General features: G+C 55.2%; 13 protein-coding genes and 1 rRNA gene. 8 read left to right on the top strand and 6 right to left on the bottom strand.

Going from position 1 to position 25,717, the window contains the following annotated elements; translation table 11 throughout:
* Nucleotides 1-75 (bottom strand): 16S ribosomal RNA (locus H6G13_RS12525); the annotation flags it as partial.
* 570 nt (nucleotides 76-645) lie between these two features.
* Between H6G13_RS12525 and glyQ the strand changes: the two genes are divergently transcribed.
* A complete protein-coding gene (gene glyQ / locus H6G13_RS12530; protein WP_190483560.1) occupies nucleotides 646-1,533 on the top strand; it encodes a glycine--tRNA ligase subunit alpha in 888 nt (295 codons plus the stop codon).
* A gap of 123 nt (nucleotides 1,534-1,656) precedes the next feature.
* Nucleotides 1,657-2,079: a DUF4079 domain-containing protein gene (locus H6G13_RS12535; RefSeq protein ID WP_190483582.1), complete on the top strand. Its 423-nt coding sequence runs from the start codon at nucleotides 1,657-1,659 to the stop codon at nucleotides 2,077-2,079.
* A gap of 88 nt (nucleotides 2,080-2,167) precedes the next feature.
* Here H6G13_RS12535 and H6G13_RS12540 read toward each other — a convergent pair whose 3' ends face one another.
* The gene (locus H6G13_RS12540) at nucleotides 2,168-3,712 is read right to left on the bottom strand and encodes a GTP-binding protein (RefSeq protein WP_190483561.1); all 1,545 of its coding nucleotides are present in this window, start codon (nucleotides 3,710-3,712) and stop codon (nucleotides 2,168-2,170) included.
* A gap of 149 nt (nucleotides 3,713-3,861) precedes the next feature.
* Between H6G13_RS12540 and H6G13_RS12545 the strand changes: the two genes are divergently transcribed.
* Nucleotides 3,862-4,380, top strand: coding sequence for a DUF937 domain-containing protein (locus H6G13_RS12545; RefSeq protein WP_190483562.1), 519 nt, complete (start codon nucleotides 3,862-3,864; stop codon nucleotides 4,378-4,380).
* A 128-nt stretch (nucleotides 4,381-4,508) separates the two neighbouring features.
* On the opposite strand, the gene H6G13_RS12550 is transcribed toward H6G13_RS12545, so the two are convergent.
* The 3 genes from H6G13_RS12550 to H6G13_RS12560 all read right to left on the bottom strand — a co-directional run bounded on the left by H6G13_RS12550 (nucleotide 4,509) and on the right by H6G13_RS12560 (nucleotide 8,992).
* Complete coding sequence (locus tag H6G13_RS12550) at nucleotides 4,509-4,829, bottom strand: RNA-binding protein (protein WP_190483563.1); 321 nt, start codon at nucleotides 4,827-4,829, stop codon at nucleotides 4,509-4,511.
* Between the two features lie 158 nt (nucleotides 4,830-4,987).
* Nucleotides 4,988-7,654 carry a chloride channel protein gene (locus tag H6G13_RS12555; protein ID WP_190483564.1) on the bottom strand — a complete coding sequence of 889 codons (2,667 nt, stop codon included), beginning with the start codon at nucleotides 7,652-7,654 and terminating at the stop codon, nucleotides 4,988-4,990.
* Between the two features lie 33 nt (nucleotides 7,655-7,687).
* Nucleotides 7,688-8,992: a TldD/PmbA family protein gene (locus H6G13_RS12560; protein WP_190483565.1), complete on the bottom strand. Its 1,305-nt coding sequence runs from the start codon at nucleotides 8,990-8,992 to the stop codon at nucleotides 7,688-7,690.
* 161 nt (nucleotides 8,993-9,153) lie between these two features.
* Here H6G13_RS12560 and murJ point away from each other — a divergent pair, with 161 nt between their 5' ends.
* The 5 genes from murJ to H6G13_RS12585 all read left to right on the top strand — a co-directional run bounded on the left by murJ (nucleotide 9,154) and on the right by H6G13_RS12585 (nucleotide 22,659).
* Entirely contained in the window at nucleotides 9,154-10,764 is a 1,611-nt protein-coding gene (murJ, locus tag H6G13_RS12565; protein ID WP_190483566.1) for a murein biosynthesis integral membrane protein MurJ, read from the top strand.
* 101 nt (nucleotides 10,765-10,865) lie between these two features.
* A complete protein-coding gene (locus H6G13_RS12570) occupies nucleotides 10,866-15,179 on the top strand; it encodes a substrate-binding domain-containing protein (RefSeq protein ID WP_190483567.1) in 4,314 nt (1,437 codons plus the stop codon).
* A 64-nt stretch (nucleotides 15,180-15,243) separates the two neighbouring features.
* Nucleotides 15,244-17,085, top strand: a complete 1,842-nt coding sequence (locus H6G13_RS12575; RefSeq protein ID WP_190483568.1) for an ABC transporter substrate-binding protein — start codon at nucleotides 15,244-15,246, stop codon at nucleotides 17,083-17,085.
* A gap of 911 nt (nucleotides 17,086-17,996) precedes the next feature.
* The gene (locus H6G13_RS12580; RefSeq protein ID WP_190483569.1) at nucleotides 17,997-22,010 is read left to right on the top strand and encodes a magnesium chelatase subunit H; all 4,014 of its coding nucleotides are present in this window, start codon (nucleotides 17,997-17,999) and stop codon (nucleotides 22,008-22,010) included.
* A gap of 322 nt (nucleotides 22,011-22,332) precedes the next feature.
* Nucleotides 22,333-22,659 carry a hypothetical protein gene (locus H6G13_RS12585; protein WP_190483570.1) on the top strand — a complete coding sequence of 109 codons (327 nt, stop codon included), beginning with the start codon at nucleotides 22,333-22,335 and terminating at the stop codon, nucleotides 22,657-22,659.
* A gap of 69 nt (nucleotides 22,660-22,728) precedes the next feature.
* On the opposite strand, the gene H6G13_RS12590 is transcribed toward H6G13_RS12585, so the two are convergent.
* Nucleotides 22,729-25,500, bottom strand: a complete 2,772-nt coding sequence (locus tag H6G13_RS12590) for a TIGR02921 family PEP-CTERM protein (protein WP_190483571.1) — start codon at nucleotides 25,498-25,500, stop codon at nucleotides 22,729-22,731.
* Nucleotides 25,501-25,717 lie beyond the last annotated feature (217 nt).

A 25,717-nucleotide genomic window follows, 5' to 3' on the forward strand; every position in this document is an offset into this window, starting at 1 on the left:
AGCATTCCGTTCGACTTGCATGTGTTAAGCACGCCGCCAGCGTTCATCCTGAGCCAGGATCAAACTCTCCATAATAGAAAATTCGAACCAGATGCTCTCATCCGGTTAACTCTTGCACCCAGTAAGCATTAATGCTAAACTGACTGCAATTTCAATTCGTTAAACGGGAACCTTGGCTTAATATCTAGACTATTTAACTGTCGAGGTTCTCGCAGCCAGTCATGAGTCGCTCTCGCTTCCCCCCTCTGGCGCTTTACCAATATAACTACCCCCTTACTCAATTGTCAATACAATCGAGAAAAGAAATATCCCCTGCCTCAATCGCCCACCACGTAGGGGTTTCAAGGGTTTAGGAACGGTCTTAAAGTAGGTTTTTGAGAAAAAAAGTTTGAACTTTCTGCGAAGAGAGCCCTGCCAGAATCTTTCTAGCAGGGCTCTCTGACGGTTAAAGCGATCTTTAGCCCACAGGCGGGGGATCTTTGCGGGCAGGGTTGGTTGCCTCTACTGGAGCGTTTAGACTTTGGGGAACAGGCTTGAACTGGAAGGCTGCTCTTAGATGCTCAGGAAGTTAGGAGCGGCATTCGGTCCGATTCGGGAGAGAATGAATCGGTTGCTGTTGCAGTGTTTGATGAGAGAGGGTTGGCTGTGAATTTTCAATCGGTGATTGCGACGCTGCATGATTTTTGGGCGAAGCAGGGATGTCTGATTGTGCAGCCCTACGATACGGAGAAGGGGGCAGGTACGAAAAGCCCTCATACATTCTTGCGGGCGCTTGGGCCTGAGCCTTGGTCAGTTGCTTATGTGGAGCCCTGTCGCCGTCCGGCAGATGGGCGGTATGGGGAAAACCCAAACCGCTATCAGCACTATTACCAATATCAGGTGCTGATTAAGCCATCGCCAGACAATATTCAGGAAACTTACCTGGACTCGCTGCGGGCACTGGGGATTCGGCCGGAGGATCACGATGTTCGATTTGTGGAGGATAACTGGGAGGATGCGGCAGTAGGCGCTTGGGGCGTGGGTTGGGAGGTTTGGCTTGACGGCATGGAAATCACCCAGTTTACTTACTTTCAGCAGTGTGGGGGAATTGACTGTCGTCCGGTGTCGATTGAGCTGACTTATGGGCTGGAGCGATTGACGATGTATCTACAGGAGGTGGATGCGATCGCAAAGATTCAGTGGAACGACCACATCACCTACGGCGATATCCACATGCAGGGGGAAATCGAGCACTCAACCTACAACTTTGATGAGTCTGACCCGGAGCTGCTGTTTACACTGTTTAACCTGTACCAAAAGGAAGCAGAACAGCTGATGGACAAGGGATTAGTGCTACCAGCCTATGACTATGTCTTGAAGTGCTCTCACGCGTTTAACCTCTTGGATGCTCGGGGCGTTATCTCGGTCACGGAGAGAACCCGCTACATTCGCCAGGTACGGGGGTTGGCTCGGCGAGTGGCTCAGCTGTATTTACAGCAGCGGGAGGAGCTGGGATTTCCCTTGCTTAAAGAGGTTGCGAGAGAGGCTGCCTAAACGGGCTCAGGTGTGGCATGTTAAGAATTGTTTTGCCACCAACGCAGTTTAGGGAGAGGGATTGTGGTTTCTAGCGTGCGCGCATTTTTACAGCCGATTGCGGACTGGTTTGCGGGTTTTGGGATGCCTGAACCGATTATCCACTGGGGTCACCCGGCCATGATGGGGATTGTGGTGCTGGTGATGGGCAGCTATACGGCTTGGGCTGGTTGGCAGGGGCGAATTGCTGCCGATGATGAAGTGAAGCTGACTCAGCGATCGAGCCACCGTAAGCTTGCGCCTTGGCTGTTTACGTTTATTGCGCTGGGGTATACCGGCGGGGTGCTGTCGCTGGTTATGCAGGGGCAGCCAATTTTTGCCAGTCCTCACTTTTGGACCGGAACGGCGGCAGTAACTATGTTGGCGCTGAATGGGCTAATCTCGGCCACTAAGTTTGGCGGCGGCAGTGGGTCGCTGCGGACGGCTCATGCTTACATTGGCACCATTGCGATGGTGCTGCTGTTGGTGCATGGCTTCTTTGGGCTGAAGCTGGGTTTGTCTATTTAGTTGAGTTACCCCACTAGAAGTAGGGGCCTTGTGCTGTACCCCTACTTCTAAAGCAGTTGCTCCAGAGTCATATCTGTTCGATAGGGCATTAACGAGTAGAGGAGTTTTGTCCAGGATCGGGTGGGGTGGAGAAGATGGCTGAAAATTGGTCGGGCAGGGCCTGTGCGATCGCATCTCTGACAAACGCTCTGATAAAAGCTTCTCGCTGGTTTAAGCGAAACTGCTCCTGCACGACTTCGGCCATGCCACCGTCACCCCAAGTCTGGCTGCGGCGAAAGTATTCAATGAAGCTTTTGCCTGCTATACGGGTGAGATAGGCAGCACTAACGCCTTGTAAAGCCCTGCCAGCCAGCACGGTGGCTAGGTTAGTTTGTAGACCAACTGCCAAAAGCTCAACTGCGCCCCGGACAATGCCTAATCCGGTTAGGGTCTTGGCGAGAGAAAGGGCCAGCTCTTTGCCTTCTTCCAGGCTGAGGCTACAGTCGTAAACTCGGCCTAGCTCTACGACCATTTGGGCATTGATGGCTGCTGCCGCCAGCAAATCCAGACCAGGTAGAGGTGTTACTGCAATCACGCCCGCTCCGATCCACTGATAGCGCTCGACCACTGCATCAGCCTGCCGCTGGCGCTGATCGTCGATTAGGCGGCGGGCCTCGCTGCTGAGCCGCTGAGCTTGAAGCAGCAGGTTATCGGCGATTAACGTGTCGCCCTCTAGCCAGAGCACTTCGGCCATGCGCTCAATCAAGGGCACTACGTCAGGCTCCATTTGAAACCAGCCGCCATCTTCTAGAGGCAAAGGAGCTGGATTCGCGGCAATTGCTAACACATCTGCTGGGGTGAGAACGGTTTGAAAGCGCGATCGCACCCGCTGCAAAATTGCCTCCAGGGCTTCATCGGGAAAACGATCGGCCTTATTGAGGACAACGAGAAGGCGCTTGTTGATATCAAGGAGCGATCGCACCAGCTGATACTCCGACTGCCGCAGGTCATCATCAATGACAAACAGCACCAAATCGGCTTCTGTCGCAAGCTGACGCGCATCCTGTTCCCGCAGGGTTCCAGCGACGCCTGCTTCCGAGATGCCCGGCGTGTCTATCAGCAGGATATTGCGAGAAATTTCGGCTAGCTGCCAGCGGTAGGTTTGCCGATCAGTTGTGGTGCCCATTGGAGCTGCCACAGCCCCCACGGCCTCACCAATTAAGGCATTGACTAAAGAAGTTTTACCGGCGGAGCCAACCCCAAAGACTGTTACTGCCAAGTCGCGGCGCTGCATCTCAGTTGTTAGACTTTGGGACTGCTCCTGCAGCGCCTCTCGCGCCACCTGATTTTGAATTTGAGCGATCTGCTGCTGCAGGGCGTCGAGCGTTGCTCCCGCCGCTGCCGTCTGATCTTGGGGAGCTTGAGGCCGTCGCTGTGGCTGTTTGGGGCGTAGAAACAGCCAACCGTAGTAGATCCCAACTCCCAAGGCCAAAAGGAATAACCCAAGCACCAACAGCAGCAGCAGGTTGGCTAGAAGCGGTGATGTGAGGGCTAAGCCATAGTAAAAGCGCGAGACAACTTCCACTAGCCAGAGCAGCATGCCCAGAACCAGCACTAAGCTCAGTACCAGAGGAATGAGTTGCCACCGCCGCATAAATAAAACCGCAGCCCGATGCTTAATCTACGCGTAGAGAGAGACCCAGGTTGAGTCTGCCCTCAGGCAGATGAGCTAGGGATGGCCCAGATCGTACAACCAAGGAGGCTTTGCCACAGCATAGCGTGTAATGCTAACGGGTACGACTTATGGGACTGTTTGATCAAGTTTTAAGTGCAATTAACGACCCCAGCCGTCAGGCCAGTCAGGATCAGGTTGGTCAGTTATTAACAACAGTCAACCAGCTCAGCCGCCAATCGAATACCCCTCCTAGCACCATGAATCAGGCTGTTTCGATCTTGGGTAGCTTCGTGCGATCATCGCTTCAAGATACGCGACAGCGTCAGGGAAATGAGGCAGCCTTGGATTTGGTTAGAGAAGGCAGCCGCCCAAACAGCAACATCTTACCCAGGCTGTTTGACAATGGGCAGCAGCAACAGCTGGTCAGTGCTTTAACTCAGCGCACTGGCCTAAACAGTGGTCAGATTATGACCCTGCTGCCTGTTTTGCTGCCAGTTGTCATGCGGCTCTTGCAGTCGGGCGACACCACTCAAACTGGACCCAGCAATCACAACAGCATCCTCAGCGCGTTTCTAGATACCAACAGCGATGGCGAGGTGGACATGGGCGACATGCTTAGCCAAGCTAGCCGCTTCTTTACACGTTAGAAAGCGGTTAGCTCGAATAGATAGAGTTCATAGGCAATCTCAACAAAGAGCGGGCACAGCCTGATACAAGGCAACTTCAGGCCTAAATAGCGTGCAGCCTATGGAGCTCTATTAATAGCAGTACAGGGCTAAAGGGGATTGTGGGAGAATCGGGTAGTGCGGTTGCGGCTTCGGATGCCGCCGCTGCCACCGGCACTGCCATCGTCAGAGCGGGGCCGGGCTTTATTAACGCGCAGCTCTCGGCCTAGCCATTCCGCACCATCGAGTTCAGCGATTGCAGCGTCTTCACGGGCTTCCTCTGCCATATCGACAAAGGCAAATCCACGCTTCTTACCCGTTTCGCGATCAATGGGTAGACTAATGCGCGTAACCTCGCCATACTCGGCGAAGACATCCCTAATGTCGTCTTCAGTTGCCTGAAAGGACAAATTCCCAACGTAAATAGTCACGACTCTCTCCGACCGGAATACAGAAAGTACTCATTCGGCAAGAATGACCAAAAACGCCTTGAATGCCATCATTTGGCATCTATATCCGAATGATTGCTGCCATAATAGCCCATCTTTCATCAAGCTAGCAGTAGCGCACCTTACACCCTCAAGCACTTTTAATGAAGGTGTTGAAAGCTCTTTTGCGACGCTGCTGACTCGCTTGATTCACTGCTAGCAGACTGGCGAACGAGAACAACAGTAGCGTTAGTTTTGTCAGCAATTTCTAGCGGGATATTGCCCTTGAGAACCTGGCTGAGGAGCCCCTCTCGGCTTGCTCCCACTAAAATAGCGTCACTTTGGTACTGCTGGGCTAGCTTAACAATAGCTCCAGCAATTTCCTCTTGCTGCACAACTAAACATTTGACGGAGCAGCGTAAGGAGCGTAGGGGTGTAGCCAGTTCTACTAGCAGCTGTTCTTCGTGAATCTGCAGCTGATCGGATGCCCGTTTTGTCACGCAGCACAACCGCACATCGGTCGCTTCGCCCAAACTGACCAGACCGGGCAGGAGCTGCAGCGCCGCCTGAGAATTGGGCCCGCCAGCGGTGGGAATGAGCCAGCGATCGAACTGCAGGTCTTGGCCAGGACGCACCACGATCACAGGACAGGGGGCCTGCCGGATTAGGGTATCTACTACAACTCCCATAATCCGACCAGGAGTAGTGGGCTGTCGATGCCAGCCTGCCAGTACGAGGTCGATATGGCGTTCTTTGATGACTTCTAGCAAGGTGCGGCCCACCTCATGAGCAGCTCGCACCTGAAAATGCAGCGGCAATCCATTTCGTTGGGCGTAGGCGGTAGCTAGCTGTTCTAGAGGCTCGCTGTACTTTAGATTGACGGCAGCCTCTGCTGGGGGAATGCTGCGCGGCACCTGAATGATGTGGACGCACTCTAGTTCGTAGTGCTTGTCTTTTGCGATCGCACCCCCAATTTTCAGCAGCAGCGGCGCAGTTTTAGGATCGCTTAGAGGCAGCAACAGCCGACCCTGCCCTATGGCGGGCGCTCGTCGCTGGTAAACCACATAGGAGGGTTGTGCCTGAGGCCCTGGCTCTATTAGCTGGCCGCTAACCTGATCAGACTCAGCCCGGATAATGTCAGCGCGGGTAATGATTCCGACTAGCTTGGTGCCTTCAACTACAGGTAGGCGGCTGATTTTGAGGCGGTTGAGCAAATACAGCACGTGAGTCAAAGAAGCCTCTGGCCCCACTGAAACGGGATTGGGCGTCATCACATCAGCCAGTTTTGGGTTGCCCTCAGAGCTACTGGCGGCAACCTCACTTAAATCTGTCTGAGTGACAATGCCCACCAAGCGACCTGAATCTAAAACTGGAAAGCCTCGGTGGTGTGACCTCGAAAAAGCCTGCACTACCTCGGGTAGGCTAATCTGGCTAGAGAGCGTTTCAACCCGCCGCTGCATCAGATCGGCAGCCTTAAGGTTGGCCCAGGGGTTGTTAGCTTGAGGCACTGGCTCTAGGTGAATGCCCTGCCAAACCAGTAGGCGGCTGTAGATAGAGCCGTTGGCCACCCGATCAGCAATTAGGTAGGCAATGCCTGAACCGATCATCAGCGGCAGCACCAGGTTAAAGCTGGCAGTCATTTCAAAGACAATCACAATGGCAGTAATCGGTACGCCTGTAACAGCACTGAAAAAGGCTCCCATGCCGGTCAAGGCATAGGTCGTGGTGCTAGCCAGATCCGCTGGTGGAGCCCACGCCCCAAAGCCGCTGTAGGTAGCCTGAGCCACAAAGCTTACAAGACAGCCCAGGGCGGATCCGAGCACCAGCGAGGGGGCAAAGATGCCCCCAGCGGCCCCCGACCCATAAGCCAGCAAGGTCAGCAGAAACTTGGAGATGAATGCGATCGCAATTAGCTGCCAGCTAGCCGCGCCCGTCACCAAAAACTCCTGCAGACCCGTATTGTCTGCAGCGGCAATCGGCAGAAATATGCCTACTACCCCTGTGATCAACCCGGCTAAACCCACTCGCTGGGCCAACCCCAGTTTGAACCGACGAAAAAACTTGAGACTGGCAAAAATACCTCGGCTAAAGCCCGCTCCCAAAAACCCCGCTAGCACTCCCAGCACAATTAGAAACGGCAAGTCCCGAACAGACAGACCTACGCTAGGAGCATCGATCACCAAGTTCAGCCCTTGGCCTCCCAAGAGGCGAGAGACTACAGCCCCAATAAAAGACGCCAAGATTGCGCTCCCCAGGGTAAGCCCAGAGAAGTCCTGCAGCAGTTCTTCGACAACGAACAAAATGCCTGAGATAGGCGCATTAAAGCCAGCGGCCAAACCCGCAGCGGCTCCAGCAGAGATCAGCTGTCGGCGGTACTCCGGAGAAGTAGGCACCCAACGGCTAAGCTGAGCAGCCAGGGCCGCACCTATTTGCACTGTCGGCCCCTGCCGCCCCAACGAGAGGCCAGACCCTAGGGCCAACATGGTGCTAGCTAGCTTCACCAGCGCCACCCGCAGGTTCAGGGCCATCGGTGCAAATCCGAGAGCCGCCTTAACCTGGGGAATACCAGAGCCAGCCGCTTCTGGGGCCAGCCGCTCCACCAGCCCGCCCGAAAGCCAGCCCCCTAAAAGCCCTATCAGCGGCAGCGCCAGCCACAGGGGCAGAGCCAACCCCAAGGGCAGGGCTAGGGAACTTCGCTGCAGGGTTAGCCACTCTACCCCCTGCTTTAAAAATACGGCTGCTAGCCCAGATACGACCCCAATGATGCAGGCTTCTAGAATGGCAGCGCGCTTTCGACTTAGAAACGGCTCTAGGCGTTTGAGCAGCATAACCAGCAGGAGCAGGCATCCGTTTAGTATTCACTAACAGCCTGTCATAGAGAGCCCTCCGACGATAACCGATGGGGTATAGCAAGAGCCATTCCAATCTGCGTCTCCGCCCAACTCCACAATGTTGGACAGGGCCGTATAAACGTTGCCAGCAATCATCGTGTCTTTGACCCGACCGACAATTTCGCCATTGCGGATTAGGTAGCCAAGCTCAACATTGACCGAAAATTCACCCGAAATGCCCGCGCCGCCGCCCAACATCTGATCGACCAGCAAACCCCGATCTAGAGAGGCAATCAAATCGAGCAGGTCTCGCTCTCCGGGCTTGACCAGAGTGTTAAACAGGCTGGGTGTCGGGTAGCTGCCTAAACCAGGGCGAAAACCGTTGCCGGTAGAGCCGCCCCCCAGTTCGCGGCCCGTGGTACGGTCGGTGTAAAACAGGCGCAGCACCCCATTTTCGATAAAGGTCAGGGGCTGAGCCGGGGTGCCTTCATCATCAAAGGGGCAGCTAAAGGGACCGGCCTCAGGATCTTGGGAAAAGGTCAGCTGAGCGCCCGTGACCTGATCGCCAATGCGATCGCTCCAGGGAGAAGACCGCTCCAGCACCCGCTTACCGCTCAAGGCATCTTGCACCGTGCTCCAGAGCATATCGGCAGCTTTGGACGTAAAGAGCACTGGCAGCCGCCCTCGAGGAGCCGCCACATTGCGATCGGCCCAATCCAACCGCTGAAGGATTTGCTGGGCCAGCGCATGGGGATCGAGGGCGTTGCGCCGGGTCTGCCCGTCGGCAACGCTAAGAAAGTCGTCTCCTCGCACCCAATCTGCCGACACATAGCCGTCTAACGTGGTGTCGCTATAGCTGCAGTCTAGGCCGAGCGTATTGACGATGCGGGTTCTTTCGACGTCGCATTCTAGCTCCGCCTCGCAAATTACCTCTGGGTAGGCGCTGCGAATTTGATCAATGACTTCTCGGCCTAGCTGCACTAGGTGTTCTACCGGCACCGCCTGTCCCATATCGGGGTAGCGGGTTTGGTTACCAACTGTAAGCTCGATTGTCTCGGGATCGTTAAGCTCGCTGAGCGCCAACGCTTTGGCTACCAGCGCTTGAGGATCGACATCGCCATAGGCCACTGCCAAACCCGGACGACCATCGCGCCACAGCCGCAAAGCTGTCCCTTCTGCTTCGGAGCTTTCTAGCTGCTTAAGTCGGTTCGCCTCAAAAAAGACGGGCCTGGAAACAGATTTTGACTGCAATATTTCAGCCGCCTCTGCTCCAGACTGGAGCGCCAGATCAATTAGCTTCTCTGGCAGCAAGTCGTCAAAATGGTCAGACCCCATAGATATTACTCAGGCGGTAACCCGAATGAACCTTCACCCATCTTCGGGGATCGTGGTCACTCTGGAAAGGTGTCGCTGTTTGAGGTGGGGAAGAATCTAGCAGTGCGGCTGCCAGATCGCCAATTCACGATTAAATAGGAAAGTCCTTTTTGCCGAGACCTGTGCCAGATACTCCTAAGCCCGGTCGGTCCCTCGCTAATATTGCTGGGATCGTTGCTGCGGCTACCTTGATTAGCAAGCTCTTTGGCCTATTTCGCCAGCAGGCCATTGGGGCAGCCTTTGCCATTGGTCCGGTCGCCGATGCCTACAACTTTGCCTACGTGATTCCGGGGTTTTTGCTGGTGCTTTTGGGCGGTATCAATGGCCCCTTTCACAGCGCTATTGTTAGCGTCGTTGCCAAGCGCAAGCGGGAAGATATCGGGCCTCTAGTGGAGTCGATCAGCACTCTGGTAGGGCTGGTTTTGCTGGGGGTGGCGGTGCTGCTGGTTATATTTGCCGCACCGATGATTGACCTAGTGGCGCAGGGATTGGCCCAAAGCACGCCCGAGGCCAGAGAAATTGCCATTCTGCAGCTGCGGATTATGGCTCCGATGGCGCTGTTTGCCGGCCTGATTGGCATTGGCTTTGGCACCCTTAATGCCGATGACCAGTATTGGTTACCCTCGGTCAGCCCTCTGTTTTCGAGTGTGACGGTGCTGATTGGGCTTGGACTTTTGTTTGCTGCTGTGGGGCAGGACATCGTGCGGCCCGAGTATTTTCTGCTGGGGGGAGCGGTGCTTGCGATCGCAACTCTAGCGGGCGCAGTGCTGCAGTGGCTGGTGCAGCTGCCAGCCCTCTGGCGCTCTGGCTTGGGTCGGCTGCGGCTGCGGTTTAACTGGTCTGATCCGGGGGTGCAGGAGGTCTTTAGGATTTTGGGACCGGCCACCTTTTCCTCAGGCATGCTGCAGATCAATGTCTTCACAGATTTGTTTTTTGCCTCGTTTATCCCTGGTACGGCAGCCGCTCTAGGCTACGCCAACCTGCTGGTTCAGACGCCCCTAGGAATTGTTTCCAACGTTATTTTGGTGCCGTTTCTGCCCATTTTTGCGCGGCTGGCAGCGCCAGAAAACTGGCCGGAGCTCAAGAGCCGCATTCGCCAGAGCCTGCTGCTTACGGCCCTGACCATGCTGCCGTTGGGGGCGCTGATTATTACCCTGGCACTGCCCATTGTGCGGCTAGTTTATGAGCGCGGAGCGTTTGACCTAGAGGCCTCACAAATGGTGACCTCGCTGCTGATCACTTACGGTATCGGCATGTTTGTCTATCTAGCGCGGGACGTGCTGGTGCGGGTGTTTTATGCGCTGGGAGACGGCCAAACTCCGTTTCGCGTCAGCCTAGCCAACATCGGGCTGAATGCGGTGCTCGACTTCTGGTTCATCCGCTGGTTTGGCGCGCCTGGTCTAGTGCTGGCAACGGTCGGAGTCAATATCATTTCGGCCTTGGCGATGGTGATTATTCTGGATCGGCGGCTGCAGGGACTGCCATGGCTGGCTTGGGGCCGCCCAATCCTAGCGCTGACGTTGGCCAGCGGAGCAGCGGGCACCGCCGCTTGGGGAACTCGCCTAGGGCTTGAGAACTGGTGGGGGATGGAAGGATTTTGGATTCAGCTGCTGGTGCTTGCGATCGCAAGTACCGTTGGCCTCATGCTATTTACGCTGCTTGCCATGCTGCTGCCTATTCCTGAAACGGGGTTACTGGTGGCACGGCTGCGGCAGCGCTTCCGACGTCGCTAACGTAGGCCGACCTTTAACAAAGCTTGCAACAGTTGGCGTCACTTTCGAGATCTCCGTGTATCCTTACACACAGCCGATTTAGCCTCGCTGGGGTGCCCCCAATGAACACGCTACCGAAGACCTCTTTATTGCTGCTTGCCCTGCTGACCTCGCTGGTCATGCCTCTGGTAGAGTTCCGACGAGAAAGCGGGCATACCCAGGCCCAAGAGTTTCTGGCTCAGGAATTGATTGAGCCTGTGCCTACCTTTACTCCGCCCGCTAGCATTGCCGCCGGGACTACCTTGACCATTGACGGGTCACCCAGTATGCGGGCAATCAATCAGGCGTTAGAGCAGGGATTTGAGAGCCGCTATCCGGGCTCGCAAGTGACCTCGGGCAGCAGCAGCACAGAGGCGGGGCTACAGGCTCTGCTCCAGGGCAACCTCGACCTAGCTGCAGTCGCTCGCCCCCTCAGTGATGCTGAAATCGCCCAAGGGCTAACTCAAGTGCCCATCAGCCGGGAAAAAATCGCCATTATTGTGGGGCGCGACAATCCCTTTCAAGGAGATCTCACCTTTAACGACTTTGCGCGGATTTTTCGAGGAGAGATTACCAACTGGGCTCAAGTTGGTGGCCCTAACCTGCCGCTGCGCTTTGTTGATCGCCCCGCTACCAGCGATACCCGGCAAGCCCTAGGCGGCTATGAAATTTTTCAGGCTGCGCCGTTTGAAACGGGAGCCAATGCGGTTCAAGTTGACACAGATGATACGGCTGACGTAGTTCAGACGCTCGGCAACGATGGTGTGGGCTATGCGATCGCATCTCAGGTATTAAACCAGGAAAACGTTCGGGTCTTGACTCTAAATAGCACCCTCCCCGACGACCCTCGCTATCCCTACTCCCAACCCCGAGGCTACGTTTACCGGGGCGAGCCCAGTCTGGCCGTAGAAGCCTTTTTGGGCTTTGCTACCAACCCAGAGGGCCAGCAAGCCGTTGCCGTTGCCAAAGCAGACGAAGCCGCGACAGTAGCCACCGCCGATCTGCTGCCTGGGCAACTGGCCGTAAGCCCCGATGGCGAATTAATCGTGCGAGGCACTCAAGATGGCCGCCTGGAGTGGTACGACAGCCAAGGCAAGGCTTTGGGGATCACCGTGCCCGCCCACACCAACCTAGTCACCGGGCTGGCCTTCGCCCCCGACGGGCAAACCCTGGTTTCTAGCAGCGCTGATGGCACCATCCGCCGCTGGGATCGAGAGGGTAACCCGGTGGGGCAGCCCCTACAGGGCAGTGGTAGCCCGATAACCGCCCTCGCAATCAGCCCCGACGGGCAGCAAATCGCCAGCGGCAGCAACAATGGCAGCGTTCAAAGGTGGTCAGCTGATGGCACACCGGGCAGTCCTATTGCAGCCCACCAGGGCAGCGTACGGGCTGTGGCCTTTAGCCCTGATGGCCAAACCCTGATTACTGGCGGTACCGATGCTGCTATCCGACGGTGGAACCCCGATGGCACCGCCGCTGGGGAAGCCGTTGAGGCCCATCTAGGGGGCGTCAACGCTTTGGCTAGCAGCCCAGACGGCCAGTTTTTGGTCAGCGGCGGCGCAGATGGCACCCTGCAATTTTGGGATGCTGCCGGAACACCTCAAGGTGAGCGGGTAGCTGCCCATGAAGAGGCTGTCACAGCCATCGCGATTAGCCCCGACAGCCAAACAACCGCCAGTGTCGGTCAAGACAACGTTTTACGGCTGTGGGACCCCAACGGCAATCCTCGAGCCACGCCCGAGGGTTCTCTCCCTAGCTCAGTTAGCGATTTGGCCTATACTCCCGAGGGCAATCTGGTGACCAGTCTGGCTGAGGGCGACCTGCAGCTGCGCGATCCGCAGGGACGGCTGCGAGGGGATGAACTGCCTGCGCTGCCCAGCAACTCCAATTTGCCGCCTGGAATCAACAATGCCTTGCAAGGTTTACCCCGCTCAGTCTGGTGGATTATTCCGGCAATTCCGATTCTGCTCATTTTAGTCGGCCTGCTGTGGAGCATCTTTGGCAGACGGCGATCTCCAGAAGACCCGGAGGAGACTGAACTAGAGGAACTAGAAGACGTTAATGCCCAGCTAGTCAGTGTTCCAGTCGAAAATGTTCCAGCCGAGGATGCTCCAATCGGAACTGTTCCAGTCGAAGATGTCTCAGCCAGAGTTGACGACATTACTCCTGGAGTACCCGATAACGGCTACCTAACCTCCCCTGAAATACCGCCCGATTCGGCTTGGGTAGGAGTTCCTGGAGCAATGGTCAAAGACCAACCCTTTAGGGCCACTGCAGATCCCTCTCTGGGGGAAAAACTGAGTCAGGCTAGGGCAGATTTGGCAGAGGGCAACCGGCTAGCCAGCACAGGTCACTATGACGATGCTCTCAACCATTTCAATAGCGCAATTGAGGCGGCTGAGGTGGAGCGCATGAAAGCGATCGCAGCCGGCACCAGTCTGGCTGGAGTCGCCCTGGTTATGGCCCAAGCCACTGCTAGCCAAGGTAACGTCTTGGCACTGTTAGGCCGTTCTGATCGGGCTCTAGAGAGCTTTAACCAGGCTCTAGAAATAGATGCCGACGCTATAGAAGCTTGGGTGGGCAAAGGTCGCCTGCTGGCAAATATGGGGCAGCTAGACGAAGCATTATTTTGTTTTGACAAGGCCCTAGAACTCGATCCGAGCTCTGGTCCAGCCTGGGCTGGCAAAGGGCGCACCCTTATTCAAATGGGAGAGCAGCAGGAAGGACAGACCTATCTCAGCCGAGCAGCCGAATTGGGCGGCGACGGTGACCCTGTCCCCGCTGAATCTGGTCTGCTAGAGCCTAGAAATCCTAGCGACCTAGCAGGCGATCTGCTCACAGACAACATTTCAGATGAATCTACTCTGCAATCACTAGTTGACCCTGCACCCGCATCCTTGCCCGGCCCAATTCAGGCGTCTACGGGCTTGCCCCAGGCAGACGTACCCGCCGAGCTAGAGCAGGACGTTGCCGATTTACCCAGTGCCAAAACCCTGAAACAACCGGCAGCCCCGCTGGCAGATTTAGAAGTGCCAGCGGCCATGCAGGCTGTGGTAGCCGCCCTCCCCGATGAGCCTGAACTGCCTGAACACGCCTTCATCACGGCAGACCAAATCACCAATCCGGATGAATGGGAGCAGCCCATTGCCCCCGTTATTTTGGAAGCGCCACCACTGACGCCAGAACAGTCACTCACTCCCACAGAGCTAGCTGCCCCCCCAGCAACGCTGGTGATAGACGAAGTTTCTCTGCCTGATCCAGAGGATTTACAAGAGATGGCAGAGGCTCTCAGGGCCACGATTGATCTCTCTACCATCACGACTCAGACCCGCCAGTCAGGAGACATGGCCCCAGAGAACCCGACTGCGGACATAACCCCAAACCCGCCTAGAGCAGAACGGCCCACAGGTCGGGTGAGTTTGGTCGAGTACCTCCAGCCTAATGGTCCAGAACCTCCAAGCGGTGCTTTAAGTTCAGGCAGTACACTGGTCCCGGCTGAAGTGGCAGAGCCTGAGGCTTTAGAGACTGAGGCTGAAGTTGTAGAGCCTGAGGTCGCAGAGCCTGAAGCTGTAGGGCCTGAAGTTTTAGAACCTGAGGTCGCAGAAGTTGTAGAGCCTGAGGTTATGGAGCCTGAAGCTGTAGGGCCTGACGCTAACCCTGCTCCGGTAGATAGTTTCTCTGGTTCAGGCAATGTATCTATGCTGGATGAGCCTTTAGAGGCCGAACCTGAGCCGGATCTGGCAGGTGATACCTCCTATCTCTCAGCCACCAATAGCTCAACGACATCCATTCCCGCTGAAGCCCCCCGTGCAGTGAATTCCGCCGAACCTGAGCCAGAACTGGTCGAGAGCAGACCCGACAATCCTGACGAAGGCAATGAGTTTGCTGACCTGCCCCCAGAGGTGCTGGCAGCGCTGCGCGGCATTCCTGCTGATTCCCCTGATTATCTCGATGTGCCCAGCGAAGTGGGAGGCGGGACAGTGAAACCGCCAGCGGTTCCGGCGAATCCCCGCTTGGCCCAGTTGTTACCAGATAATCTTACCGACCTGCCGACCAGCTGGATGACCCTCGCTCAAGAGACAGGCGGTGAACGCCTTTACACAGTCTGGGAAATTTCTGATTTGGAGCGAACTGCAGCCAAGCAAGAGGGTGGGGAAACTCTCATGATTCGCCTATACGACGTTACAGGGCAGCCTGCGGCAGGGAGCTTGCCTGCGCCTATTGATCAGCAAGCGTGTTACGAACTGGCTAAAGACTGGTATCTAGCGCTGCCTGAAGGCGAAAATGTCGAGGCCCAATCAACCCGCACCTATCTAGCTGAGGTTGGCTACCAAACCAATACCGGAGAGTGGTTAAGCCTAGCGCGCTCTAATTCAGTGACCATCGGCCTTGGCTAAGCGCTGCTGCCCACAGCCACCATAGCCGCCCTGTATAGTGGTTAGAAGTTAAGTGGGAAAGCCCATGACAGCACCGCTGAAAACCTGGCTCCAAGCCTGTCCTAACCTATTTGCGATCGCAGCTGCAGCTCTGCACCGAATTAACCGGCCCTGGCAGCGAGGAACGGCGCTGGTCCTGGCAGGGGTATTTGCGATCGCACTGAGCAGCTGTGACCCTTCCCAGTTTCAGAGAGCCGATGCCGCTTCCACTCCTCGGCTAGTGCTGAGCTCCCTGGGCGATCCCAAAACCTTTAACCCCGTTCTCAACGACGAAGCCAACCACGTTTTTGGCTACACCTTTGAGGGCCTGACCACCGGCGATGGCATTACCGGCGAAGTTATTCCCGCCCAAGCCGAGTCGTGGGAGATCTCTGAAGACGGCAAAACTATCGTCTTCACAATGCGAGAAGGGCTGCAGTGGTCAGACGGAGAGCCATTAACCGTTGACGATGTGCTCTTCACCTACAACGAAGTCATCTTCAATGAGGCTATTCCCACCAGCAGTCGTGATGTGATGCGTATCGGTGAGCAAGGGCTTCTGCCCACCGTCAGTAAGCTAGACGACCGGCGTGTGCAGTTTGTCCTGCCCGAGCCCTTTGCCCCTTTCCTACGCACCACCAGCATGGAGATCCTGCCCGCCCACGTGCTGCGGCCTAGTGTGCAAGAAAAAGACAGTAACGGCAACCTACGATTTCTCTCCACCTGGGCCTCCGACACTCCGCCTAGCCAGCTCGTGGTCAATGGCCCCTACCGGATCAAGCGCTACACCCCTAGCGAGCGAGTCGAGTTTGAGCGCAACCCCCACTACTGGCGTAAAGATGAACAGGGCAACCCGCAGCCCTACATTCAAGAACTGGTTTGGCAGGTGATTGAATCTACCGACAACCAGCTGCTGCAGTTTCGCTCAGGCGGGTTGGACCTGATGAGCATTTCTCCCGATTTCTACGCGCTGCTGCGGCGAGAGACAGAGCGGGGCGACTTTAGTATTTACAACGGTGGTCCAGCCCTAGGAACCACCTTCATGACCTTCAACCTAAACAAAGCCAGCCGCAACGGCAAACCCCTCATAGACCCGATTAAGTCCCGCTGGTTCAACACCCTAGAGTTTCGTCAGGCGGTCTCCTACGCAGTCGATCGCCAAACAATGCTCAACAATATTTTCCAAGGCTTAGGAGAACCCCAAACCTCCCCCATCTCCAAACAGAGTCCCTACTATGCCGCACCAGAAGAAGGCATTCCGACCTACGACTACAATCCTGACAAGGCCCGCGAACTGCTGCTCTCAGCCGGATTTCAGTACAGCGGTCGAGGTGAACTGCTCGATGCCGACGGCAACCGGGTGCGGTTTACGCTAATCACCAACTCTGGCAACAAGATTCGTGAGGCAATGGGCTCGCAGATCCGGCAAGATCTGTCCAAAATTGGTATTCAAGTTGATTTTCAACCAATTGCTTTTAGCGTTTTGGTAGACCGTCTGTCCGACAGCCTTGAGTGGGATGCCCACATCCTAAGTCTGACCGGAGGGTTAGAACCTAACAGTGGAGCCAATGTCTGGCTAGTTAACGGCACCCTCCACGCCTTCAACCAAAATGCGGTCTCTGGGCAGGAACCCCTGGAAGGCTGGGAAGTTGCTGACTGGGAACAGCGCATTTCAGATCTTTACATTCAAGCCGCCCAAACCGTCGATGAAGATGAGCGTCGGGCACTTTACCGGGAAACCCAGGAAATTACCCAGACCTACCTGCCCTTCATCTACTTAATTAACCCGCTTTCCCTCGCGGCTGTTCGTAACAAGGTGGAAGGCGTACAGCACACGGCCATCGGCGGCTCTCTCTGGAATCTTCATGAACTCAGGCTGCAGGAATAAAGTAGTTCCTAGGCGGAGAAGCCCTCTGGATTGAGCTATTGCTGCCATAGTCAGCCTGAAGAATCTTGGCTGGCAGAGTTTTTGAGCGCTGTGCTGATGGAGGCAACTCTAGCCAGAGGCTCTTGATTGACAGACCCTAGCGGCGGCATTTTATGCCAGCACGACCTTCCACAGACACTGATCAAGATTGAATCGCTTCCTAGCTTTATTCAATGCTTGTCCTTCTTCAGCAGACAGGTGGCAACGTTCAGCCTGTTCTGTTTACGGAGGCCGCAGGCGCATCAAAAGTATCTAGGTACTGACGGCATTTATATGCGTCAACCTTTAGCGACACCAGAAAAGCAGATTAATTCTTTTAATAGCTGGCATTTTAGATCTTAATTAGTCTTCCTTAGAGGGAGCGTTCTTATTTTTATTCTGAAAAATTATTTTAAATAATCAGATACAATTCCATGAGTGAGCGATTCTCAAGTTTGTAAATTTTGTTTACAAACTTATCGATTGTTTATTTCAATTTGTGTCTCCTAACGGCTCAAATCCCTACCAGGCAAGGATTTTTGATACAAACGTTTGGTAGGCTTGTTGTTGAACCACAGGCTAAAAAACATTTCCTTATACCTTGGAAGTTGTTTTGTAAAGCCTCTGATCTCTCTAAGTTCAAAATTTTTGGAGTTTTATCTCCCTCACCTCTAAGGATCAAATTCAAGGGTTAAATTGAGCCTGCGACGACATCCGTAAATGCATAGAATGAACTTTTTTACAAGCGGCTGGCCATCGTTTCTGAGCAGTCCTCCTGGAGTTCATTTTGATGACAGCTTTGGCCCCTGGCTTCAGTTACTAGGCTGATAGATTAGGTGCTGGTTTTAACGAACTTTTCGGCAACTTGAGATTAACGCAAGGAGTTTTACTGCATGTTCACCCACGTCAAGCCCACTATTCGACACATCGCCCCAGAGAGTGTAGATGGGCGTTCCTTGGTCAAAGTGGTCTATGTCGTGCTGGAGCCCCAGTACCAAAGCTCTCTCTCAGCTGCGGTTCGGGCTATCAACGCCAACAATCCCCAGATAGCTGTAGAAGTCAGCGGCTATCTCATTGAAGAACTGCGAGATGCCGAAAACTTTGAAGCCTTCCAGCGAGATGTCGCCAAGGCCAATATTTTTATCGCCTCTCTGATCTTCATTGAAGATCTAGCTGACAAAGTGGTGACTGCTGTGCAGCCTCACCGCGACCATCTGGATGTGGCGGTGGTCTTTCCCTCCATGCCTCAGGTCATGCGCCTCAACAAGATGGGCAGCTTCTCAATGGCGCAGCTGGGCCAGTCTAAGAGCGTGATCGCCAACTTCATGAAGAAGCGCAAGGAGAACTCCGGCAGCGGCTTCCAAGACGCCATGCTGAAACTCCTGCGGACGCTGCCTAGCGTACTCAAGTACCTGCCGATGGAGAAGGCCCAGGATGCCCGCAACTTCATGCTCAGCTTCCAATATTGGCTGGGCGGCTCCTCGGAGAACCTAGAAAACTTCCTGCTGATGCTGGCCGACCGCTACGTTTTGAAAAAGGGCGATGGAGCTGAGGCCAATACAGCACTGGCCCTACAATATCGGGATCCCGAAACCTTCCCTGATATGGGTATCTGGCATCCCCTTGCACCCGCCATGTTTGAGGATGTCAAGGAATACCTGAACTGGCACAACTCTCGCCGCGACGTTGCCGACGATCTCAAGGATCCGCTGGCTCCTTGCGTGGGTCTAGTATTACAGCGCACTCACCTAGTGACGGGCGACGATGCTCACTATGTGGCCATGGTGCAGGAGCTAGAGTACCTGGGCGCGCGAGTTATTCCCGTCTTCTCTGGGGGCTTAGATTTCTCCAAACCAGTAGAGGCCTTTTTCTTCGACCCAGTCGATACCAGCAAGGCAATCATTGATGCTGCCGTTTCTCTGACTGGCTTCGCGCTAGTCGGAGGCCCAGCCCGCCAAGATCACCCTAAAGCGATTGAGACGCTGAAAAAACTCAATCGCCCCTACATGGTGGCCCTGCCCCTAGTCTTTCAGACCACTGAAGAGTGGGAAGACAGCGACCTGGGTCTGCACCCGATTCAGGTGGCGCTGCAAATGGCAATCCCCGAACTCGATGGCGCAATTGAACCCATCGTGCTCTCCGGCCGTGACGGCATTACCGGGCGGGCCATCTCCCTCCAGGACCGGATTGAGGTGATTTCCCAACGGGCCATGAAGTGGGCCAACCTGCGCCGCAAGCCCAAGATCGATAAGAAGCTGGCCATCACTATCTTCAGCTTCCCACCAGACAAAGGCAACGTGGGCACGGCTGCCTACCTCGACGTGTTTGGCTCCATCTACAAAGTGCTGGAGGCTATGAAGCACAATGGCTACGACGTGCAAGACCTGCCAGAGTCTGCCGAAGCCCTGATGCTTGAGGTGATTCACGATGCCCAAGCCCAGTACAACAGCCCCGAACTCAACGTTGCTTATAAAATGCCTGTCCGGGAATACCAGGCCCTAACCCCTTACGCCGAGCGGCTAGAGGAAAACTGGGGTCCCCCGCCGGGCAACCTCAATACCGACGGCGAGAACATGCTGGTATACGGCAAGGCATTTGGCAATGTCTTTATCGGTGTGCAGCCTACCTTTGGCTACGAGGGCGACCCGATGCGGCTGTTGTTCTCCCGCTCAGCCAGCCCTCACCACGGCTTTGCCGCCTACTACACGTTCATAGACAAAATCTGGGGCGCAGATGCGGTGCTGCACTTTGGCACCCACGGCTCGCTAGAGTTTATGCCCGGTAAGCAGATGGGCATGTCGGGCAGTTGCTACCCCGACAACCTGATCGGCACCACGCCTAACCTCTATTACTACGCAGCCAATAACCCATCAGAGGCAACTATTGCCAAGCGCCGGGCCTATGCCGAGACCATCAGCTACCTCACTCCCCCAGCGGAAAATGCCGGTCTCTACAAGGGCTTAAAGGAACTGAGCGAGCTGATCGGCTCTTATCAGTCTCAAAAGGACAGCGGTCGGGCAATCCAGATTGTCAACGCTGTGATCGAGACGGCGCGGCAGTGCAACCTTGACAAAGACATTCAGGAGCTAGCCGGAGAGCCAGGTTCCCTCGATGCAGCCACGCTATCGGCTGAGGAGCGCGATGGGCTAGTCGGCAAAATCTACATCAAGCTGATGGAGATCGAGTCACGCCTGCTGCCCTGTGGCCTGCACGTGATCGGCAAGCCGCCCAGTGCTGAAGAAGCGATCGCAACTCTAGTCAACATTGCCGGACTCGATCGCGAAGAAGAAGGCATCAAGAGTCTGCAGCGGATCATTGCTGAAAGCCTAGGCCGCGACATCGACGAGATCTACGCCAATAGCGATCGCGGTGTACTGACTGACGTGCAGCTGCTCTACGACATTACCCAGGGGGTGCGCTCAGCGGTCAGCGCCTTGGTGCATGAGCAGATCGACGCCGAAGGTCGCGTCTCGATGGTGTCTCGCCTCAACTTCTTCAACATTGGCCGCAAAGAGCCCTGGATCAAAGCCCTCCATGAGGCAGGCTATACCAAAGTAGACAGCGAGCCCCTCAAGCCTCTAATGGAGTACCTGGAGTTTTGCCTAGAGCAGATCTGCGCCGACCAGGAACTGGGCGGACTGCTGAAAGCACTAGAAGGCGAATACGTACTGCCCGGCCCCGGCGGCGACCCCATCCGCAACCCAGATGTGCTACCCACCGGCAAAAACATCCACGCCCTCGATCCCCAGTCCATTCCCACCACCGCAGCGGTGCAGTCGGCCAGGATCGTAGTGGAGCGCCTGCTAGAGCGGCAGCGCCAGGAAAACGGCGGTCGCTACCCCGAAACCATTGCCACCGTGCTCTGGGGCACCGACAACATCAAAACCTACGGCGAGTCCCTGGCACAAATGCTTTGGTTTGTCGGAGCCAAGCCCGTCCCCGACTCTCTAGGCCGGGTCAACAAGCTAGAGCTGATTTCCTTAGAAGAGTTGGGTCGTCCTCGGGTAGACATTGTCGTGAACTGCTCCGGCGTCTTCCGAGATCTGTTCATTAACCAGATGGCGCTGCTAGATCGAGCAGTCAAGATGGCAGCTGAAGCTGACGAACCGCTGGAGATGAATTTCGTTCGCAAGCATGCACTAGAGCAGGCTGAGCAAATGGGCATTTCCGTCCGTCAGGCAGCGACCCGAATTTTCTCTAACGCTTCTGGCTCCTACTCGTCCAACATCAACCTAGCCGTCGAAAACAGCAGTTGGGAAGAGGAAAAAGAACTCCAGGAGATGTACCTGAAGCGCAAGTCCTTTGCCTTCAACTCCGACAACCCAGGCGTGATGGACAACAGCCGAGACATGTTTGAGACGGCGCTGAAGACGGCAGAGGTGACCTTCCAGAACCTCGACTCTTCGGAGATCTCTCTCACTGATGTATCCCACTACTTTGACTCTGACCCTACCAAGGTCGTAGCCAGCCTGCGAGACGACGGCAAAGCCCCATCTGCGTACATCGCCGACACTACCACCGCTAACGCTCAGGTTCGCACCCTCTCTGAAACCGTCCGCCTAGATGCCCGCACCAAGATGCTTAACCCGAAGTGGTACGAGGGTATGCTCTCCCACGGCTACGAAGGGGTCCGGGAACTGTCGAAGCGCTTGGTCAACACTATGGGCTGGTCAGCTACCGCTGATGCAGTGGACAACTGGGTCTATGAAGACGTCAACACCACCTTCATTCAGGATGAAGAGATGTGCAAGCGCCTCATGAACCTCAACCCCCACTCCTTCCGCCGGATGGTTTCTACCCTGCTGGAGGTCAACGGTCGCGGCTACTGGGAAACCAGCGACGAAAACCTGGAGCGCCTGCAAGAGCTGTACCAAGAAGTTGAAGACCGAATTGAAGGCGTTGAATAAGCTCTGGTAATTTAGACATGTACTAGGGGTGAACACAAGTTCACCCCTTTTTTATTTGAACAAGTCCTTATTCAAAGGGAGTAATCCTAAACCGCGAGAAGAAAAAATAGCTAGGAAGCACCACCCGAAAAAGGATTTAACGCCGGAAGAACAAGCTTTACTGGAGCCTATAGAAGAGGGAATGAAATTTTGCTTCAAACCTTGAACAGGAGATCAGAGGTTTTCAAAGTGATGCCAAGAACCAGCTAAGCGCTCTTTACCAAGCACCCACAGACAATAAATCAAATAGCTAGCATAGAAGCAGTTTGCCAAGGTGAAACCTATGAGGTTGCTGACTCCACTCGCTGCTGCAGCCATTTTGTTTGCAATTGTGCCAACTGCAGCCGCTGAAATCAGTGCTGATTCATTTCCTGTGTCAGAGCGCACTCAAGAGATTTCTGTACAAGCCGATGCCCCTACTGCTGAAGAGACAGGGATTGCTCAGGGGACATTGGAGTGCCCACCGGGTCAGTTTTTATCTCCTTTCTCTGACGTAAGGCCCACAGACTGGGCCTATTCGGCTGTGGTTGCGTTGGCAGGTGTACCGCTGGAGTGTTTTGGCCCGAACACAGTAGGGCAAGCGCCCCTAAGCGGGACAGCCACAAATTGAGGCTAGGGGCCAACGGAGAGCCTAGCCTGACGCGTAAGCTCTCCGCTCTGAGTAGTCCTGCTAGCGGAATTAGCCTCTGTTGATCCAGGGCATCTTTCTGTTTTGCGAACGCCGCTGCAGCCACAGCACAGCTGCAAGGCCGCCTAGGCCCAGGAGCACTCCCGGTTCGGGGGCGCTAGCAGGGTCGTTGAGCAGGTTGGCTGGTTGAGTCAGCGTATCGTTGCCCGTCTCGACCTGGCGCTTGAATCGATCTGCCGAGGCCTCTGCCTGCCGTAGGGCTTCCCGTTGCCGAGCATCCACCAGCACTAGCATCGACGAGTAGGGGGTCACAATTTGACTGCGTTTAGCAATGGCATGCACCCGATCGAGCTGCTCTAGCTGCCCCATATCGCCATCTCGACCGAGCTTGAGAATGAGTTGACGGGCTGCCAATGCGATAAAATCAGGCGCACTTACATCTGTACTTTGGTCAGCAGAGACAGGCTCCACACGCCACACATACCCATCTGCCACGCTTGCGACCCGGCTATCTTGACGGTTCATTGCTAGTCGCTGGAGCAGCTCACTCACCTCAGTCGCCACACCTCCTCGGCTCGCTTGAATCGCTTGTAGCACTGCATCCTGATAGGCCGATGGCAGGTGCCCGCCCAAGTGCAGTACCCAAAGTGGCGCATCCGGCGGAGGAACCTCGGCCTCATTGTTGGCCAGCTCATAGCTGCCCTCGTCCGTAACCAGAATGATGGCATCGTAAGAGCGACTTTCCTGTAGATGCTCAAACTGTTTCAGCATCTCAGATAACTGCAAACTGCCAAAAAAGAGCAGGTCTTTCGGATTGGGGGCTTTGTCTAGGCGCTGAGGGGTATCTTCGGCCCCTGCTACATACCAGTCAAGAGTGTTGTTGTTGCCGATGCGCTCCAGCTCCTGCACCGTCTTAGCCAGACGCTTTGACTGGGCCTGCATACTGTAAGAGGTATCCATAACTAGGGCCAGACGTTGCCCCTGTAGCGGAGCGGTTGTGCCCGACAGCGGTTCAGCAATTACCCGGTACCCTTCTGGAAAAACGGCCTGATGACGACGAGGCTGAACTGAAGCCGCGACTGGAATTCCTGCTTCAAGCCAGGTATCTTGGTCTAGCTTTGTCGTGCCCTGAGGGCGCAGATGAGCGGTCTTGCGATCCCAGTAGATGCTGCGCTTCTCGGTCAGCTGGGGTAGAGGCCATTGATCATTCTGCGGCAGAGCTTTGTAGGTCAGCCATAGGTCTGTGCGACCAGGCCGCCCTTCGACCGTATTGCGAGGCGGAATGGGAAAAACTCGCAGGCGGTACTGTTGTGGCCCGACTTGTTCTAGCAAGGCCGGATCGGTAGGAGCTTGGCGCTGTCCTCGCTCAACCTCTTCGTTGTAGACCTTTTGGGCAGCTCCCCGAGGTGACACCACAAACGGATAGCGGGTCTGCGGCTGTAGGTCATCGCCCAGCCACAGACCTGTAATGACGGCACTCTCGGGCAAAGAGAAGGAGTAAAAGATTTCTTGGTCTTGGGGAGTGTTGTTTTCATAGCGCTCAAACAGGGTCACCTCGGCCCAGTCGCCCTGCTCCTGGACGCTGACCTGCTGCTGAGCCAGATAGACAATTTCCTGGTTGATATTTAGCAGGCCTGCCTTGGTTTCCTCCCGGTTTACAGTGGACTGCAGAGCCTGCTGAATCGGCTGGCGTTCTGCCTTTTGAATGGGCTGATCGAAAACTTGAGCATATAGCTGAGCCGCTTTGCCATCGTCTGAGCGTTGGCCCTGATAGAGAAAGGGCGATAAAAACCGGTTATGCCAGTTCTGCCAAAATCGAGCTTGATCTAACGATAAATTGAACAGACTTTGATACCAGCTGGCTAGGGCGTTGCTTTCTGGCCAAGGACTGAGGTAGCGATAAGACTGGAGGTAAGCATTGGTCAGACCCTGGCGCACTGTTTCAGACTGGGCCAAGACTGCCTGACGGGCTACCTCAGTCTGGGGTAGGGGGTCGAGCAGCTGGAACGCCTTAACTTGAGGTTGGGCTTGGGTCTGGATGAAGAGTAGGAGGGTTGCGATCGCAACCCCCCCCGTCACCAGCCCGCCCTGTCGCCACCCATGCTGCCGCCCAAAGGCAGTTAGAATGCGTCCCCATGAGCGGGTGTATAGATTCACCAGACCGTAAGGCATCGCTACAAACAAAGTGCAGCTAAAGCCAAACAAAAACAGCGACATTGTCCCCCACAGCACTGAATGCCAGGGGCTGCCAGTCATAGCCCGAAAGACATCCCGCCACCAGTCGCCCTGCAGCAAGCTGGTAACAAAGGTGTAGAGAAAAACGCAGAGCGCAGGCACCGTATAGAACAGCAAAATACCGCCCACATAGAGCCCTACCATCAGCACCAGGCTGTGAGTAGCCATCTGAAACCAAGCCAACGGCTTTTGATAAGCGGCGTAGCCAAAAAATAGCTCCAGCGCAAACGTAGCAATGGCAAAACCAAAGGCGGCCAGTACAAACGCGCTTCCGGGAGTCGTTTCCCGCAAAACAAACAGTCGCAGCAGTAGTAATCCCAGTAGCGGTGCTTCGATACCATAAAACAGGCGCATCAGGAGTACCGGGTGCCGCCGCAGTCGCCAAAAGCCTAGTCCCGTACAGACAGGCGGCACTACCAAGATACCGACTAGGCTGACGACAAAAGGAAAAGGAATGGTGCCATCTACCATTGCCCGCACCACCTCAAATCCACTCAGGGGCAGCAGACCAAAGTAAATCAGCAGCAGAAAGCAAAGATTCCAGATCCAGAAGATACCAGCGCAGAGCAGATGGATAGCTGTCTTCATAGGACTGAGCCTGAAAGGTTGACAATAGCCAATAGAGCAGTATCGCCTCGGGAGCTAGTGAACTCACGCAGATCTCCCTGTTTCCATTGATACTTCCTCTGCGCTCAAAATTCCAGACAAAAGTATCGAGCCATACACCCCTAATCTATAAATTAATATTTCGTAACCACAGCTAGAGAAAAATCACAGTAGATAAGACTCTCTAGCAGAGGGAAGG

It is taken from the genome of Pseudanabaena sp. FACHB-2040 (assembly GCF_014696715.1).
Taxonomy (GTDB): domain Bacteria; phylum Cyanobacteriota; class Cyanobacteriia; order Phormidesmidales; family Phormidesmidaceae; genus JACVSF01.

Excerpts from the sequence above, each read along its gene's own strand:
- H6G13_RS12535 (WP_190483582.1), top strand. The coding sequence starts at position 1,657 with ATGCCTGAACCGATTATCCACTGGGGTCACCCGGCCATGATGGGGATT.
- H6G13_RS12540 (WP_190483561.1), bottom strand. The coding sequence starts at position 3,712 with ATGCGGCGGTGGCAACTCATTCCTCTGGTACTGAGCTTAGTGCTGGTT.
- H6G13_RS12545 (WP_190483562.1), top strand. The coding sequence starts at position 3,862 with ATGGGACTGTTTGATCAAGTTTTAAGTGCAATTAACGACCCCAGCCGT.
- H6G13_RS12555 (WP_190483564.1), bottom strand. The coding sequence starts at position 7,654 with ATGCTGCTCAAACGCCTAGAGCCGTTTCTAAGTCGAAAGCGCGCTGCC.
- H6G13_RS12560 (WP_190483565.1), bottom strand. The coding sequence starts at position 8,992 with ATGGGGTCTGACCATTTTGACGACTTGCTGCCAGAGAAGCTAATTGAT.
- H6G13_RS12570 (WP_190483567.1), top strand. The coding sequence starts at position 10,866 with ATGAACACGCTACCGAAGACCTCTTTATTGCTGCTTGCCCTGCTGACC.
- H6G13_RS12575 (WP_190483568.1), top strand. The coding sequence starts at position 15,244 with ATGACAGCACCGCTGAAAACCTGGCTCCAAGCCTGTCCTAACCTATTT.
- H6G13_RS12580 (WP_190483569.1), top strand. The coding sequence starts at position 17,997 with ATGTTCACCCACGTCAAGCCCACTATTCGACACATCGCCCCAGAGAGT.
- H6G13_RS12585 (WP_190483570.1), top strand. The coding sequence starts at position 22,333 with ATGAGGTTGCTGACTCCACTCGCTGCTGCAGCCATTTTGTTTGCAATT.
- H6G13_RS12590 (WP_190483571.1), bottom strand. The coding sequence starts at position 25,500 with ATGAAGACAGCTATCCATCTGCTCTGCGCTGGTATCTTCTGGATCTGG.